Genomic DNA, 15,956 nt, shown 5'->3' on the forward strand with positions numbered 1-15,956 from the left:
TATATCGCGGGCAAGCCTCGCTCCAAGGGCGAGGCTTGCCCGCGAAGCTTTTAAGGTAACAACGCCGCATCGGATAGAACTTGTTCCTGCGCGCAAGCCCCCCGCAACTGCCCCTCGAACTGCTCGATAATCGCCGCCCAGCCCTGACGGCTTGCATGCTGGCGGGCATTGAGCCGCATGCAGCGCAAGGTTTCGCGCTCCTCCAGCAGCCAACGTGCCGCATCGCAGAACGCCTGTTCATCCCCGGGCATGGCCAATACGCCGTTGTAGCCATGGCGAATATGCTGAGCCGCCGCAGCCTGATCGTACGCCACCACCCCCAGCCCTGAGGCCAATGCCTCAAGTACCACATTGCCGAAGGTTTCGGTCAGGCTCGGAAACAGAAACACATCCCCCGAGGCATAGTGACTGGCCAGCGCTTCGCCGCGTTGTGAGCCGCAAAAAATCGCCTCGGGCAATTCCTTTTCCAGCGCCGATCGTTGCGGACCGTCACCGACCACAATCAATTTCATGTTGCGCTGTGGATAAGTGGTTTTCAGCGCGTCGAAACTGCGCTTGAGCAGGCCAAGATTCTTCTCCTGGGCCAGGCGTCCTACGTGGATGAAGGCGATGTCATCCTCGGCCAGTCCCCATTGCTCACGCAGCGGTTTCAGTCGTTTGACCGGATGAAACAACTGGCTGTCGACGCCTCGAGAGAGTAACGCCAGACGCTCGAAACTGCGCCGCTCCAGCTCCAGTCGCTGGCTGGCGCTGGGCACCAGGGTCAGGGTCGAGCGATTGTGAAACCAGCGCAGGTAGTGGGTCAGCAAGCGCGTCAGCAACCCGAGCCCATACTGGCTGGAATACTGCTGAAAATTGGTATGGAAGCCGCTGACCACCGAAATCCCCAAACGCCGTGCCGCGCGTAACGCCGACAACCCCAGCGGTCCTTCGGTGGCGATGTACAACACGTCCGGGCGATGGCGCTTCCAGCGCCGCAGCAGCTTGTGCATCGACGACTGGCCCCATTGCAGGCCGGGATAACCCGGCAGCGGCCAGCCCCGACACAGCAGCAACTCATCATTGCTGCCCATCAGCGGGTCGCCGCCCTGACGTGGCCGTACCAACTCGACCTGATGCCCGCGCGCGCGCAAACCGTCGAACAAGCGACCAAGGGTATTGGCCACGCCGTTGATTTCCGGGGGGAAGGTTTCGGTGATCAGAGTGATATGCAGAGCTGTCGTCATGACCTCAGTGTCGGCTGAGGCCATGTCGTCATTGTGACGGTGGGATGATGGATATATGACGCGATTAACTGCGTTCCGCCACCAGATTCTCCGCGCCACGCTCACGCACCCAGAACAGCGTCGCACCAGCCACGGCCGCCGGCATCATCAAAATGTTCACCACCGGAATCAGCAGCACCAGATAAACGATCCCGCCAAAACTCATGCTCTGCCAGCGCTTCTTGCGCAGCCAGGCGAGCATCTCGTTCCAGCCCAGCTTGTGGTTGTCCGCCGGGTAGTCGATGTATTGGATCGCCATCATCCACACCCCGAACAGCAGCCACAGCGGTGCGGCAATGATGTTCACCACGGGGATGAAGGAGAGGATGAACAGCCCGATGGCCCTTGGCAGGAAGTAGCCGAGCTTGCGCATTTCCCGGGTCAGGGTACGGGGGATCATGGCGATCAGTTCGCCCCAGCTGAAGGTCGGGAAATCGTCGGTGCCGCGTACCACCACTTCGACTTTCTCCGCGAGGAAGCCGTTGAACGGTGCGGCAATAACGTTGGCGAGCATTGTGAAGGTGAAGAACACCATCAACACCACCAACACCACGAATAGCGGCCAGAGGATATAGCTGAGGAAACTCAGCCAATCGGGCAGGGACGGCATCAGCGTATCGACCCATAGGCTGAACTGATGACCGGCCAGATAGATCAATCCGACGAACAGCACCAGGTTGATCGCCAGCGGCAGCAACACGAACAGACGCAGACTTGGGCTCAGGACCAGATTGAGGCCTTCGCGCAGGTATTGCGGGCCGGACAGAACGGGGGCGGGCATAACGTGCTCCGAACAAGAGGGAAACGCGCCGACCTTACCGGCTTTGCCTGAGGTGCGAAAGCGCGGTAGCGGCATCGACATTAACTGTAACAAAGGCGTCTATACATTCACTGCAACGGAATAGAGACCGCCTATGAGCTGGATTGTTAAACCGTATTTCCTTAATCTTCGCCCCCTCGATACGCTGCACCCATTCTTTTACAGGACTGTCGAGCCCAAGCCTTCCCCAAGTGCTTTCAGCGGTCCTTTTTTATTCCCGCCGGCAATCCGGCGTTCCGCGCCCAGTGTTTCGGGCCGGTCAACAGGAGCAGGTCATGTCTGAAGTCCGTCATTCGCGAGTGATTATTCTCGGTTCCGGCCCTGCCGGTTACAGCGCCGCTGTCTATGCGGCCCGTGCCAACCTCAAGCCACTGCTGATCACCGGCATGCAAGCTGGCGGTCAACTGACCACCACCACCGAAGTCGACAACTGGCCGGGCGACGTCCACGGCCTGACCGGCCCGGCGCTGATGGAACGGATGAAAGAGCACGCCGAGCGTTTTGAAACCGAGATCGTGTTTGATCACATCAATGCCGTGGACTTCGCTGCCAAGCCGTACACCCTGATTGGCGACAGCGCGACTTACACCTGCGACGCCCTGATCATTGCTACCGGTGCCAGCGCTCGTTACCTGGGCCTGCCGTCGGAAGAAACGTTCATGGGCAAAGGCGTTTCGGCCTGCGCGACCTGTGACGGTTTCTTCTATCGCAACAAGCCAGTGGCTGTGGTCGGTGGTGGTAATACCGCAGTTGAAGAAGCGCTGTACCTGGCCAACATCGCCAGCACCGTGACCCTGATTCACCGTCGCGAAACGTTCCGCGCCGAGAAGATCCTGATCGACAAGCTCAATGCCCGGGTTGCCGAAGGCAAGATCATCCTGAAGCTGAACGCGACCCTGGACGAAGTGTTGGGCGACAACATGGGCGTGACCGGTGCTCGCCTGAAGAACAACGATGGCAGCTTCGACGAAATCAAAGTCGACGGCGTGTTCATCGCCATCGGCCACACCCCGAACACGTCGTTGTTCGAAGGTCAGCTGACGTTGAAAGACGGCTACCTGGTTGTACAGGGCGGCCGTGACGGCAACGCCACTGCCACCAGCGTCGAAGGTATCTTTGCTGCCGGTGACGTGGCCGACCACGTTTATCGTCAAGCCATCACCTCGGCCGGCGCCGGCTGCATGGCGGCACTGGACACCGAGCGTTACCTCGACGGCCTGCAGAACGTTTCGTTCTGATTCCGTAGAAAACAAAAAAACCGGCCTTGGCCGGTTTTTTTGTGGGCAGACGATTCTGCCTCAGGACAATTTCGCCAGGCACGCCTCAAGAATATCCAGCCCTTCTTCCAGCACGGCGGCCTCAGTGGTCAATGGCGCGAGCAGCCGAATGATGTGGCGCGACTTGCCGCTGGGCATCAGCAGCAAGCCCGAGTCTCGGGCCAGCGCCAGCAGTTGTGTCAATTGCGCCGAAGCCGGTGTGCCGTCGGCATTGATCAGTTCGATGCCGCGCATCGCACCCACGCCGGTCAAACGGCCCAGATACGGTGACAGTCCGCGTGCCCGCCAGGCTTCGTAGCGGCTGACAATCGCTTCTTCCTGCTGCGTGCCCCAGGCATGCAGATGTGCATCACTCATTTCGTCCAGGGTCGCCAGCGCGGCGGCGCAGGCGATGGGATTGCCTGAGTAGGTGCCGCCCAATCCGCCCTTGGGCAAGTTGTCGACTAGCGACTTGCGCCCGACAACCGCACCCAGCGGCACGCCACCGGCAATGCTTTTACCCAGCAGGATCAGGTCCGGCTCAATGCCCAGTCGCGAAAACGCAAACCGCTGGCCGGTGCGGCCGAAGCCGGACTGGATTTCATCGGCAATCAGCAAAATGCCTTTGTCATCACAGAAACGCCGCAGCGCCTGGGCGAATTCCACATCCATCGCCAGAAACCCGCCTTCGCCCTGTACCGGTTCGACGATAAAACAGGCCACGTCATTCACGTCGATCTCGACGCTGAACAGCCGATCCATCGCCTTCAGGGCCTCGGCGCAGGTCACGTCATTGTCTTTGCTGGGGAAGGGCAGGTGGTACACCGGCCCCGGCAGCACGCCGACTTTCTGCTTGTAAGGCGCGACCTTGCCGTTGAGGTTGAGAGTGGCCAGCGTGCGGCCGTGGAAGGCGCCGTCAAAGGCAATGATCGCGGTGCGGCCGGTGGCGCCGCGGACGATCTTCAGGGCGTTTTCCGCCGCTTCCGCGCCGCTGTTGGTGAGCATGCCGCTGACCGGGTAATCCACTGGAATAAACGCGGCCAGGCGATCCATGAGTTCGATGTAAGGCACATGGGGAGCCGCGTTGAACGCGTAGTGGGTCAGGCGGGTGGCTTGTTCACGAATGGCCTCGACGATGCGCGGATGGCAATGGCCGAGGTTCAGTACGCCGATTCCCCCGACAAAGTCGATGTAGCGCTTGCCATCGGTGTCCCAGACTTCGGCATTTTTGCCGTGGCTGAGACTGATGGGGTGAACAATGGAAATCGACTGACTGATGGTTTCGCTGCGCATGGATGGCTGACTCTGAAGAAGGGATGCTTCTTTTTATCTAAGCCGCGAGCAGAGGTGTCCGGCAAACGAAATAAAGTTGCCGGGTCAATCTTAAAAGTCGGGATGTGCCCTGATACCGATCGATGGCGACGCATAATCTGAGGCGAGGGAGCAAGCTCCCTCGCCACAGGTTTAGCGACGAGTCAGTGGCTGCTGAGCGAACTTCACACCCGCCAAGCCATGGGCAATCAGCGCCCGGATATTGCCGTGGTCGCTGCCTTCGGGCGTGGCTACCACCGAACGATAATGCTCGCCAAACGCCAACAGCGCTTCTTCATCGCTCAGACTTTCCAGCAGCGCCAGGCCCAGGGTCTTGCACGAGCCTTCGTTCTGCCCGGCTGCGTTTTCCACGCCACCGTTGTTGAAAGCCTGGGGCTGGTAGTCATAACCGGCGGCAATGAACGCCAGGGTGTCGGCGAAAACGTGTTCGCCACTCTTGAGGCTGGCGCGCAGGGTGTTCAAATCACTCATTGGGTTTTCCTTTGGCGAACGCCGCTTGTTGGTCGGCGCTGGCTTCTTTCTGGTATTGGGCTTTCCACTCGGCGTACGGCATGCCGTAAACCACTTCGCGGGCTTCATCGAGGCTGACGTCGATCTGGCGTTCGTCGGCGGCGGCCTTGTACCACTTGGACAGGCAGTTGCGGCAGAAACCCGAGAGGTTCATCAGGTCGATGTTCTGCACGTCCTTGCGGCTGTCCAGGTGGGCAACCAGCCGGCGAAAGGCGGCGGCTTCAAGTTCCAGGCGTTGTTGATCGTTCATGATGGGCTCTGTGCAATCAAATCGTGGCGCGGATGATAAAAGCCTGGCGAGCGATGCGCCAGACGCGGTCAGCGGCTTGCGGCCAGGGTAATCGACACCGACTCGGCGAAGCGCAGGGCGTGGGGCTTGTCGACTTCGACTTCGGCATACAGTACCGACTCGTTGGCCATGATCAGGTCCAGCAGCTCCTGGGTCAGGCGCTCGAGCAGGGCAAAGCGATTGCCTTCCACGTGGGCAATGATCGCCTTGGTGATGGTGCGGTAGTTCAGCGCGTGATCGATGTCGTTGTCACGCACGGCGTCCTGGGCGGCATACAGGATGGTCAGGTTGATCAGCACATCCTGCTTGTTGAGGATTTCGTCCTCGTTGATCCCGATGAAAGTTCGCAAACACAGGTCCTTGACCCGGATGCGTGCCATTCCTGGTTGAAGTTGTGGCATTGCTACTTGCTCCGTCCAATCAATTGCAGGAACTCCTGGCGGGTGTTGCTCGACTCGCGGAAGGCACCGAGCATCACCGAGGTGTTCATGGTCGAATTCTGTTTCTCGACGCCGCGCATCATCATGCACATGTGCTGGGCTTCGATGACCACCGCGACACCGGCGGCATCGGTCACTTGCTGCACGGCCTCGGCGATTTGCCGGGTGAGGTTCTCCTGGATTTGCAGGCGGCGGGCGAACATATCCACAAGCCGTGCAATCTTCGACAGGCCCAGCACCTTGCCCGTTGGAATATAAGCCACATGCGCCTTGCCGATGAAGGGCAACATGTGATGTTCACACAGCGAGTACAACTCGATGTTGTCGACAATGATCATTTCATCGTTGTCGGAGGCGAACAGTGCGCCGTTGACGATCTCTTCGACGCTCTGTTCGTAACCGTGACACAGGTATTGCATGGCCTTGGCGGCGCGCAACGGGGTGTCTTGCAGCCCTTCGCGGTCGGGGTTTTCACCCAGGCCGATAAGGATCTCGCGATAGCTCTGGGACAGGGCGCTGTGGGGCAGGGATAACGTCATGGGGACATCCTCGCGGGGGCGGCTTATTTGACGTGCCGTCCGCCATTGACGGTCAGGGTCGTGCCGGTGACATAAGGGTTGTCGAGCAAATAGCGCAGGCTCTGGTAGATCACTTCGCTGCCGGGCTCGATGCCCAGTGCGGATTTGGCCAGGACCCTGGCGCGGTACGCCGCGTCGTCGTCGGGATTGAACAGTAGCAGGGCTGGCGCGATACCGTTGACCTTGATATCTGGCGCGTACTTGGCGGCAAAGGACAGGGTCAGGCTGTCGAGCCCGGCTTTGCTGGCGCAGTAGCCGATGTGCTTGCTGCTGCCCTTTCGGGTCACGTCATCGCTGATGTGCACGATGTCGGCGGGGCTTGAGCGTCTGAGTAAATCGGCACAGTGCAGGTTGATCAGGTAGGGCGCCAGCATGTGCACACTGAACATGCGGGTGAAGGCATTGGCTTCGGCGCCCGGGGTTTCGGCCAGCCATTCGGAGGCGTTGTGGACTATCGCCCGCAGGCTGTCGGTGTGGTTCTTCAATTCACCGATGAACGCGAGAATCCCGGCCTCGCTGGAAAAGTCCGCGAACACCGCTGTTGCTCCCAGATCGCGCAGGGTCTTTACGCCGGGGCGTTCGCTGCGGTAGCTGAAAATGACCGGATGGCCGTCTTCGAGCAAACGCTGCGCACAGTGCAGGCCGACACGCTGGCCGGCACCGGTGATGAGGATGGGGGCTGCGGAAGAGGTCATGAACGGCTCGCGTCGCGGTTAGAGCAAAACTATACCAGCGACGAGAGTCGTGCACCTACGCTCCTGCAAGAGTTACTGATTTTGGGTAGTAGGCGTTGCGGGCAACGGTTGTTGCGGTGCGGTGTTCAGCCAGCCGGCCAACAGATGGGTCGACAATGGAATGAAGAAATAAACCATCAGTGGTGTCAGGCACAGGGTGCTGACGAACACCCGGGCCAGCAATCCCGTTTCAGCCAATAACGGTCCCAGCACAAAGTTGAACAGCAGGGACACCGGAAAGAACGCCAGCCAGATCGCCACGGCCTGCTTCCAGCGTGGCGGGCGTTGCCCTACCGCACCGAACCAGCCATCGATGCCACTGACCCGATGCTCCGAAGGATGGGCAAACAGATTGCTGCCGCGTCCCAGCCAAGCGGTACGCGACGCGGAATGCTCCCAGGCGTGCAGGGTCTGCTCGTCGGCGAAGCGGAAAATAATCTGGAATTCGTCATCCTCGGGCGGCGGAGCGAGCACGCCAGAACCGAGATAGCCGGGGAAGTCGGTGGCCAGTTGCTCGCCTTCGCGTAACCAGGCCATCAGGTCCTGATAACGCCCATCGGCGACACGACGCGCAACCATCAGCGTGACGGGTGAAGTAGACATTGTGTATCTCCGTAAGGCAAACGCGTCGCTCCGGATAGGAGTTTCGCCAGGCACAGCGCCGGGGTAGTGGGCTGCGTCTTGGGACAAGCAAGGATTATTCCTGATTGTGTCTGGAACTTTCGTTCCAATTAGTTCAACGACGTGTTGAATATCACTGGGGTATGAGAGTAAAAATGTATCAAAATACTAATATGGATCCAAAATCCCTGTGCTGACCGACATTGCGCCTGGCTTGCCCCCCATTACCTCCCTGATTCGAGAGGAGCTGTTCCCGATTCGTGAGGTCGCGCGGATGACAGGGGTCAACCCGGTCACGCTCCGAGCCTGGGAGCGACGCTACGGGCTGATACAGCCCACCCGCACCGAAAGCGGGCACCGCTTGTATTCGATGACCGATATCGAGCGTGTCCGCAGCATCCTCGGCTGGATCGAGCGCGGTGTCGCGGTAAGCAAGGTTGGCAAAATACTGGCCAAGACCGAACCGCTCCAGGTGCTGGAGCGGATCATTCCCGACGAGCTCGTTCAAGCCGACTACAGCCAATGGCAGCAGCAGGTCAAGGCGGCAGTGAGTGTTTTTGACGAAGTTCAGCTGGAACACGTCTACGGTCAGATCTTTTCCAGTTATCCGCTGACAGTTGTGTTCCAGGACATCCTGATTCCGATCTGGAAGCTATTGCTACAACGCCAAGATGCGTTCGGTCAGACCAGCGAGTGGCTTTTTCTGGATGGCTTTCTGCGGTCTCGAGTATTGCAACGCCTGCTGCTGGTGCGTGTCATGCAGCCGCGACGAGTGATGGTCTGCGCCTTGGCCGACCAATGTCGTGAACTCGAAGTGTTGGTCACGGCGCTCTATCTGAGCAGCATCGATTCGGCTATTCAGTTGTTGGCGATCGGGCAGCCCTTTGATGAGTTGATCCTGGTCTGTGAGAAGATCAAGCCCAGGGCGCTGGTGCTGATTTCCAATCACGCGCCGGCTGCCGAACTGCCTCGACGTTTGAACCGTCTGGCCATGGGCCTGGATTGTCAGCTGTTTCTGGCCGGAGATGCGTCCGACCTGGCGCAAGAAAGTCTGGCCGGGTCGTCGGTGGGTTGCCTTGGAAACGAGGGGGGGTTGATGCGCCAGCGTCTGAAACAGTTCCTGGCGGGAAACCTGGATACCTGAGATTCAAATATGCAAAGCAGGATGGGTCAGGCGATGTTGCTGAAGGATGTACTGACGCAGACGCTCGGTTTCGTCCTTGTCACTCTGGCTCAGCTCGTAGGCGTAGAAACCTTGCTCGGTCTCACGCTCCAGGGTGCCGCGCAACGCAATCCGCTCATAGCCTGACGGGCTGAACCACAGCGCGAAGTGCTTTGGCGCTTTGGTCTTGTTGCGAACTTCCAGCAAAACCCCTTTGAACGATATTTCGTGCACCCACATCGTGCCGGGTTGCCCCTTGGCATTTTCCAGCGCCACTGGCTCTTCGAGCGCCAGGCGCCATGGCCGAATCATTGGCCCGTCTTCATAAATACTGGGGACACCCAGGCGTAGATGCATTGCGTGAAACTCATCTTCCACCAGGTGCAGCGGGAAGGTCATTTGCTGATTTTCAAAAGTGGCCTGGATGGTGACTTGCTCATGTGCGGCCAGGCGTGTGAGCAAATCACGGATCTGCGAGCCGCCATTGACCAGCAAACTCGACGTCGCATCCCGCACATTGAGTTGCGGGTTGTGTTGCATGGTCTGGATAAAGTCCAGCTCATCCTGGGTCAGGAGTGCGTCGCGCTGCATGATTTGCTCGAAAGAAATAATTACAAAGTCATCGGTGATTGTAGTGAATGACCACTAATTCGCAGATTGGTTTGATCCGTTCGTCGACTTGAGATCAGCAAGTTCTGCCTGTACCTCGGCCAATTGCGCTTCCAGCTGTGCAACTCGCTGCTGTGCCCTGACCTGAACCGTGACGTCTTTCTGCACACCGACAAAATAGGTTTGTCCGTCGTGCGGGTTTTTTACCGTGGAAAGCGACAGTTCGTTCCAGAACGGGGTGCCGTCCTTGCGGTAATTCCTGAGAATTTCCCGGCAGGAACCGCCATTGCCCAACGCCTGGCGAATCAATGCGAGGGCGGGCTGATCCCGGTCTCCTGCCTGCAAAAAACGGCAATCCTGATAGAGGATTTCTTCACTGGTATAGCCCGTCAGGCGTTCGAACGCCGGGTTTACGTAAATCAGGATGTTGTCCTGTTCGCCTTCCTTTTCGGCAATCACGATGCCGTCGTTGGACGCGTCGATCACCATTTGCAGCAGTGAGGCATTGATCATCGCAGAGTCCTTTGCGTATTGATTGGTACGCTGCATTCTAAAAGATCAATGAGGGCTGTGCTGTTAATATCTTGGCCTTTTACTCAGCTTCAGGATCAGATTGATGAAAGTCGCCATCCTTTCCGGCTCGGTGTACGGCACGGCTGAAGAAGTCGCCCGCCACGCCGCAAGTCTATTGAACGCCGCCGGTTTCGAAACCTGGCACAACCCGCGCGCGACACTTGCCGATGTTCAGGCCTTTGCCCCGGAAGCATTTCTGGCGGTGACTTCGACCACCGGCATGGGTGAGTTGCCGGACAACCTGCAACCATTGTATTCGATGATCCGCGATCAATTGCCCGCCGCCTGGCGTGGCTTGCCGGGTGCCGTTATCGGGTTGGGCGACTCGAGTTACGGCGATACGTTCTGCGGTGGCGGTGAGCAAATGCGTGAGTTGTTCGGCGAACTGGGCGTGCATGAAGTGCTGCCGATGTTGCGTCTGGACGCCAGTGAAACGGTAACGCCGGAAACCGACGCCGAGCCTTGGCTGGCGGACCTGGTCAGCGCTCTGCGGGGCTGACCGGCTTTTATTGGCGGCAGTGTTCTGACATGGATCCAGGCTCCCCCGCGCACTGACTCGCTCGGCCACCAAGCTGGCTGCCAATGCAACTAGCCGATCTCCGGGGGCTGACTAGACTGCTGTAACGTCAGTGAACATTAAGAACCCAGAACAATAAAAAGAGATCCTTGCCGTGAGCGTAACCCCCATCCAGTCGCCACACAGTCTCCAGGATAAAGTCAGTGCCGCCGAGTGGCAGACCCGCGTCGACCTGGCGGCCTGTTATCGTCTGGTCGCCCTCCACGGCTGGGACGATCTGATCTTCACGCACATTTCAGCCAAGGTGCCAGGCACTGAAGACTTCCTGATCAACCCGTTCGGGATGATGTTCCATGAAATCACCGCGTCGAGCCTGGTCAAGGTCGATCAGGCCGGCAACAAATTGATGGACAGCCCCTACGAGATCAACCAGGCGGGTTACACCATCCACAGCGCGGTGCATGAAGTCCGGCATGACGTCGTGTGTGTGCTGCATACCCACACGGCGGCGGGGGTGGCGGTATCGGCGCAGAAACAGGGCATTTTGCCGATTAGTCAGCAGTCATTGTTCGTCTTGTCCAGCCTGGCTTATCACGCCTACGAAGGCGTGGCACTGAACCATGAAGAGAAGGCGCGGCTGCAAGCCGACCTGGGTGAAAACAACTTTCTGATGCTGCACAACCACGGTCTGCTGACCTGTGGCGGCACCATCGCCGACACGTTCCTGATGATGTTTACCTTTCAGCGCGCCTGCGAGATTCAGGTGCTGGCGCAGAACGGTGGCGCAGAGCTGATCGCCATCGAACCGCAAATTCTGGCGGGCGCCAAGGCGATGATCGCCGGCGTCACCAAAAGTGCTCAAGGGATGGGTGGCGCGCTGGCCTGGCCGGCGCTGCTGCGCAAACTCGATAAACAAGACCCGGGTTATAAACTCTAAATGGCACTCGCCGAAATTCCTCTGTGTGTCTGGCGTAAGCGCGGCCAGACGTTCGTCTTCCGCGGTCAGACCATCCGCTATTGGGCTGCGGGGCAGGGCGAGCCGCTGTTGTTGATCCATGGCTTCCCGACCGCCAGTTGGGACTGGCATTACCTGTGGCAGCCGCTGGCGCAGCGCTATCGGGTGATTGCCTGCGACATGCTTGGCTTCGGCGATTCGGCCAAACCGGTGAACCACAACTACAGCCTGCTGGAGCAGGCCGATCTGCAACAAGCGTTATTGGCGCACTTGAACGTCGAGCAACCCGTTCACGTGTTGGCACACGATTATGGCGACAGCGTGGCCCAGGAGCTCTTGGCCCGGCACTACGAAGCACGCGCTCATATCGCCAGTTGCGTGTTCCTCAATGGCGGGTTGTTTCCCGAAACCCATCGCCCGGTGTTGATGCAAAAACTCCTGCTAAGCCCCTTGGGCTGGATGATCGGGCTAGCTTTTACCCGTGACGCTCTGGTGAAGAGTTTCAAGCAGATTTTCGGTCCGCAGACCCGGCCCACCGAAAGTGAGCTGGATGATTTCTGGAGCCTGGTCGATAGCAATCACGGGCAGCGGATCATGCATAAATTGATCGGTTATATCCCGCAGCGGCGGGTCCAGCGTGAGCGTTGGGTCAGCGCCATGCAGCGCGGCGAGGTGCCGCTGCGCGTTATCGATGGTGAGGTCGATCCGGTTTCCGGTGCGCACATGGTGGCGCGCTATCGGCAACTGATTCCCACCCCGGACACTGTCCTGCTGTCCGAGATCGGCCATTACCCACAGATCGAAGCGCCGGCGCAGGTGCTCAAGCACTATCTGGAATTTCGCGATCAGTTGATTTCACCGCCGCTCAAGTTGGCGTGTTCCTGACTATCCCGCTGCCTTATCGCGCACCATTCAGCCGCCCCCGTGTTCATTGTGACCGGCAGCCCCGTGCCCGACACTCGCACTCATAGTCCCTGGCCTGCTGGAGTTCCCCATGAATGAGTCTGTGCGCTTCGAAGATAAAGTCGTGATTGTCACCGGTGCAGGCGGCGGCTTGGGGCGAGCGCATGCATTGCTGTTCGCCAAACAGGGTGCCAGAGTGCTGGTCAATGATCTCGGCGGCTCGGCTCAGGGTGAAGGCGCCAATGCATCGGCGGCTGATCGGGTGGTGGCGGAAATTCGTGAAGCGGGTGGCATCGCCGAGGCTAATCATGACTCTGTCACCGACGGAGACAAAATCGTCCAGCACGCCCTTGATACGTTCGGTCGTATCGATGTCGTGGTGAACAACGCCGGCATCCTGCGCGACAAGACCTTTCACAAAATGGACGACAGCGACTGGGACCTGGTTTACCGCGTTCACGTCGAAGGCGCCTACAAGGTCACTCGCGCCGCCTGGCCACACATGCGTGAGCAAAACTATGGCCGTGTGATCTTCACCGCGTCGACCTCGGGCATCTATGGCAACTTCGGGCAGTCAAACTATGGCATGGCCAAACTCGGCCTCTACGGCCTGACCCGCACACTGGCTATCGAGGGCCGCAAGAACAATATCCTGGTCAATGCCATCGCCCCCACGGGTGGCACCCGCATGACCGAAGGCCTGATCCCGCCGCAAGTATTCGAGCAACTCAAACCGGAACTGGTCAGCCCATTGGTGGTGTACCTGGCCAGCGCGCAATGCCAGGAAACGTCGGGGCTGTTCGAGGTCGGTGGCGGCTGGATGGGCAAGGTGCGCTGGGAGCGCAGCCTGGGCGCCGGGTTCGATCCGCGGGTCGGTTTCTCGCCGGAGGATGTGGCGGCGCATTGGCAGCAGATCTGCGATTTCGAAGGCGCGGCGCATCCGAAGGACAACATTGAGGCGCTGAAGGAAATGATGGAGAACTTGCAGAAGTATTCCCTCTGACGCTGATTGCGCGACATCTGGCGGGGCTTGCCTGAGCCCCGTCATCCCCTCCCGACTACTCCCTGCCTGAAAGCCTTTCGCCCATAAAAAAGGCCGCTGCAAACGCAGCGGCCAAAGTAAGACGTGGATCCAGGAGCTACAAATCAACGTCAGTGAACACAGGGCGATGAGTCGAAAAAATACGCTTCGAATCATCTGGATTCTGTCGCCAACGGGGTGGTCTATCATCCCCGTTCTTTGTGCTTTCGGGCCGTTTTCCGTGAAAGCCAGGCAAGAATAAGGTATTGATCACAAAGGAAAAATAGCGATTTCTGACATGCACTGTTACAGTCTTGGCAACAGTCTTCGGCTGACCTTTTGTAACAGCTGCCGCTAGCTGCGCCAGCTGTTACACATCCAACTTCAACCATGTCCCATGCACTGCACTGATAACCCTCCATCCAGCCCATCCATACCCCGCGCAAAACCCCGCCCCATGCGGGCCTTCATCCTTTGGAGGTACATCGCGAATACCTCCTTGGTGCGCTTATCGCTCCCGGCGAGCGGCAGTAGGGTGGGGTCTTCTGTCACTCACCGGGGAAGACGCATGACAAAAACAACAATGCGCGCCATCTTCAAACCGCAAGCGCTGGCCGCTGCGGTGGCCTTGGGCTGCTGTGCCCAGGCGCAGGCTGTTTCATTCAACATCGGCGAAATCGAGGGGCAGTTCGATTCCTCGTTGTCCGTCGGCGCGAGCTGGGGCATGCGCGATGCCGACAAGTCGCTGGTGGGTACCGTCAATGGCGGGACAGGCCAGTCTTCGACCGGTGATGACGGACGCCTGAACTTCAAGAAAGGCGAAACCTTCTCCAAGATCTTCAAGGGCATCCACGACCTCGAATTGAAGTACGGCGACACCGGCGTGTTCGTCCGTGGCAAGTACTGGTACGACTTCGAGCTCAAAGACGAAGACCGCGAGTTCAAGCAGATCAGCGACAGCGGTCGCAAGGAAGGCGCCAAGTCTTCCGGGGCGGAGCTTCTCGATGCCTTCGTTTATCACAACTATTCCATCGCCGATCTGCCGGGCACCGTGCGTGCCGGTAAACAGGTGGTCAGCTGGGGTGAAAGCACCTTCATCGGTAACTCGATCAACAGCATCAACCCGGTCGACGTTTCGGCGTTCCGGCGTCCCGGCGCTGAGATCAAGGAAGGCCTGATTCCGGTCAACATGTTGTTCGCTTCCCAGGGCTTGACCGATCAACTCACGGTGGAAGGTTTCTACCAACTGGAGTGGGACCAGACCGTCGTAGACAACTGCGGCACCTTCTTCGGTAACGACGTGGTGGCGGACGGTTGCAACAACAACTACACCGTCGGCAGCCCGGCGATTGCACCGCTTGCACCACTGGCGGCAGCCTTTGGCCAACCTATCCAGGTCACCCGTGAGGGCGTGATCGTGCCCCGTGGCGGTGACCGCGATGCACGGGATTCGGGGCAGTGGGGCGCGGCTTTGCGCTGGCTCGGTGACGACACCGAATACGGCCTCTACTTCATGAACTACCACAGTCGCACACCGACCGTCGGCACCACCACCGCCGGGCTGTCCACATTGGCCAGCCTGCCGGGTATGGTCAGCACTGCCAACCGTCTGGCCCCGGGCAGCGGTTCGGGCCTGGCGCAAAGCGTAATGCTCGGGCGCGGCCAGTACTACCTCGAATACCCGGAAGACATTCGCCTGTACGGTGCGAGTTTTTCCACCACGTTGCCCACCGGTACTGCCTGGACCGGCGAAATCAGCTACCGGCCTAACGCTCCGGTGCAGGTCAACACCAACGACCTGACCCTGGCGTTGCTCAACCCGATCGCCGGCGGCGCGGCATCGCCTGTTGCGACCCGGCCTGGCGCCGACAATACCGGTTACCGCCGCAAGGAAGTGACCCAGGTGCAAAGCACCCTGACGCACTTCTTCGATCAAGTGCTGGGCGCCCAACGGCTGACCCTGGTCGGTGAAGCGGCGATGGTCCATGTCGGTGGTCTTGAGCCGCGGAGCAAGCTGCGTTACGGCCGTGATTCGGTCTACGGCCAGTACGGTTTCGGTGGCGATACCGACGGCTTCGTCACCTCGACCTCCTGGGGCTATCGCGCCCGGGCGATCCTCGATTACGCCAACGTGATTGGCGGGATCAACCTCAAACCCAACCTGTCCTGGTCCCATGACGTCGCCGGCTACGGCCCCAACGGGCTGTTCAACGAAGGCGCCAAGGCGATCAGCGTCGGTGTCGATGCCGACTACCGCAACACCTATACCGCAAGCTTGAGTTACACCGACTTTTTCGGCGGGAATTACAACACCCTGACCGACCGCGACTTCCTGGCGCTGAGCTTCGGCGTGAACTTCTGATCTGGCTGA

18 protein-coding genes are annotated in these 15,956 nt (G+C 59.2%); 7 read left to right on the plus strand and 11 right to left on the minus strand.

What is annotated here, in order from left to right:
- Positions 1-50 precede the first annotated feature (50 nt).
- Complete coding sequence (locus AC1DQM_RS15725) at positions 51-1,250, minus strand: glycosyltransferase family 4 protein (RefSeq protein WP_305410137.1); 1,200 nt, start codon at positions 1,248-1,250, stop codon at positions 51-53.
- A 40-nt stretch (positions 1,251-1,290) separates the two neighbouring features.
- On the minus strand, positions 1,291-2,046 hold the full coding sequence (cysZ, locus tag AC1DQM_RS15730) for a sulfate transporter CysZ (protein WP_086944709.1): 756 nt from the start codon (positions 2,044-2,046) through the stop codon (positions 1,291-1,293).
- Positions 2,047-2,360: 314 nt separating this feature from the next.
- Here cysZ and trxB point away from each other — a divergent pair, with 314 nt between their 5' ends.
- Positions 2,361-3,323 (plus strand): thioredoxin-disulfide reductase, encoded by a 963-nt coding sequence (trxB, locus tag AC1DQM_RS15735; protein ID WP_018927182.1) that lies wholly within the window; start codon positions 2,361-2,363, stop codon positions 3,321-3,323.
- 60 nt (positions 3,324-3,383) lie between these two features.
- Here the strand turns inward: trxB and AC1DQM_RS15740 are convergent, their stop codons facing one another.
- The 7 genes from AC1DQM_RS15740 to AC1DQM_RS15770 form a co-directional block, all read right to left on the minus strand.
- Positions 3,384-4,634 (minus strand): 2-aminoadipate transaminase, encoded by a 1,251-nt coding sequence (locus AC1DQM_RS15740; protein WP_018927181.1) that lies wholly within the window; start codon positions 4,632-4,634, stop codon positions 3,384-3,386.
- Between the two features lie 171 nt (positions 4,635-4,805).
- On the minus strand, positions 4,806-5,144 hold the full coding sequence (locus AC1DQM_RS15745) for a HopJ type III effector protein (RefSeq protein ID WP_064620271.1): 339 nt from the start codon (positions 5,142-5,144) through the stop codon (positions 4,806-4,808).
- Entirely contained in the window at positions 5,137-5,433 is a 297-nt protein-coding gene (locus AC1DQM_RS15750) for a DUF1244 domain-containing protein (RefSeq protein WP_018927179.1), read from the minus strand. Before AC1DQM_RS15750 ends, AC1DQM_RS15745 begins: the two co-directional genes overlap by 8 nt.
- A gap of 68 nt (positions 5,434-5,501) precedes the next feature.
- Positions 5,502-5,873, minus strand: coding sequence for a dihydroneopterin triphosphate 2'-epimerase (folX, locus tag AC1DQM_RS15755; RefSeq protein ID WP_007942179.1), 372 nt, complete (start codon positions 5,871-5,873; stop codon positions 5,502-5,504).
- Between the two features lie 2 nt (positions 5,874-5,875).
- Positions 5,876-6,451: a GTP cyclohydrolase I FolE gene (folE, locus tag AC1DQM_RS15760; protein WP_018927177.1), complete on the minus strand. Its 576-nt coding sequence runs from the start codon at positions 6,449-6,451 to the stop codon at positions 5,876-5,878.
- 23 nt (positions 6,452-6,474) lie between these two features.
- Complete coding sequence (gene folM, locus AC1DQM_RS15765) at positions 6,475-7,185, minus strand: dihydromonapterin reductase (protein ID WP_018927176.1); 711 nt, start codon at positions 7,183-7,185, stop codon at positions 6,475-6,477.
- Between the two features lie 72 nt (positions 7,186-7,257).
- On the minus strand, positions 7,258-7,827 hold the full coding sequence (locus AC1DQM_RS15770) for an antibiotic biosynthesis monooxygenase (protein ID WP_019647675.1): 570 nt from the start codon (positions 7,825-7,827) through the stop codon (positions 7,258-7,260).
- A 202-nt stretch (positions 7,828-8,029) separates the two neighbouring features.
- Here AC1DQM_RS15770 and AC1DQM_RS15775 point away from each other — a divergent pair, with 202 nt between their 5' ends.
- Entirely contained in the window at positions 8,030-8,989 is a 960-nt protein-coding gene (locus tag AC1DQM_RS15775) for a MerR family transcriptional regulator (protein ID WP_477746675.1), read from the plus strand.
- A 3-nt stretch (positions 8,990-8,992) separates the two neighbouring features.
- Here the strand turns inward: AC1DQM_RS15775 and AC1DQM_RS15780 are convergent, their stop codons facing one another.
- A complete protein-coding gene (locus AC1DQM_RS15780) occupies positions 8,993-9,598 on the minus strand; it encodes a hypothetical protein (protein WP_018927173.1) in 606 nt (201 codons plus the stop codon).
- A 54-nt stretch (positions 9,599-9,652) separates the two neighbouring features.
- On the minus strand, positions 9,653-10,129 hold the full coding sequence (locus tag AC1DQM_RS15785) for a PAS domain-containing protein (RefSeq protein ID WP_018927172.1): 477 nt from the start codon (positions 10,127-10,129) through the stop codon (positions 9,653-9,655).
- A 103-nt stretch (positions 10,130-10,232) separates the two neighbouring features.
- Here AC1DQM_RS15785 and AC1DQM_RS15790 point away from each other — a divergent pair, with 103 nt between their 5' ends.
- The 5 genes from AC1DQM_RS15790 to AC1DQM_RS15810 all read left to right on the plus strand — a co-directional run bounded on the left by AC1DQM_RS15790 (position 10,233) and on the right by AC1DQM_RS15810 (position 15,947).
- Positions 10,233-10,688: a flavodoxin gene (locus AC1DQM_RS15790; RefSeq protein ID WP_477746472.1), complete on the plus strand. Its 456-nt coding sequence runs from the start codon at positions 10,233-10,235 to the stop codon at positions 10,686-10,688.
- A gap of 172 nt (positions 10,689-10,860) precedes the next feature.
- Positions 10,861-11,643, plus strand: coding sequence for a class II aldolase/adducin family protein (locus tag AC1DQM_RS15795; protein ID WP_477746473.1), 783 nt, complete (start codon positions 10,861-10,863; stop codon positions 11,641-11,643).
- Complete coding sequence (locus tag AC1DQM_RS15800; protein WP_018927169.1) at positions 11,644-12,546, plus strand: alpha/beta fold hydrolase; 903 nt, start codon at positions 11,644-11,646, stop codon at positions 12,544-12,546. It abuts the gene before it with no gap.
- Positions 12,547-12,655: 109 nt separating this feature from the next.
- Positions 12,656-13,567 carry an SDR family oxidoreductase gene (locus AC1DQM_RS15805; RefSeq protein WP_477746474.1) on the plus strand — a complete coding sequence of 304 codons (912 nt, stop codon included), beginning with the start codon at positions 12,656-12,658 and terminating at the stop codon, positions 13,565-13,567.
- Positions 13,568-14,153: 586 nt separating this feature from the next.
- Positions 14,154-15,947 (plus strand): DUF1302 domain-containing protein, encoded by a 1,794-nt coding sequence (locus AC1DQM_RS15810; protein ID WP_026286500.1) that lies wholly within the window; start codon positions 14,154-14,156, stop codon positions 15,945-15,947.
- The last annotated feature ends 9 nt before the right edge of the window (positions 15,948-15,956 follow it).

Source organism: Pseudomonas sp. 01L34, assembly GCF_056400265.1.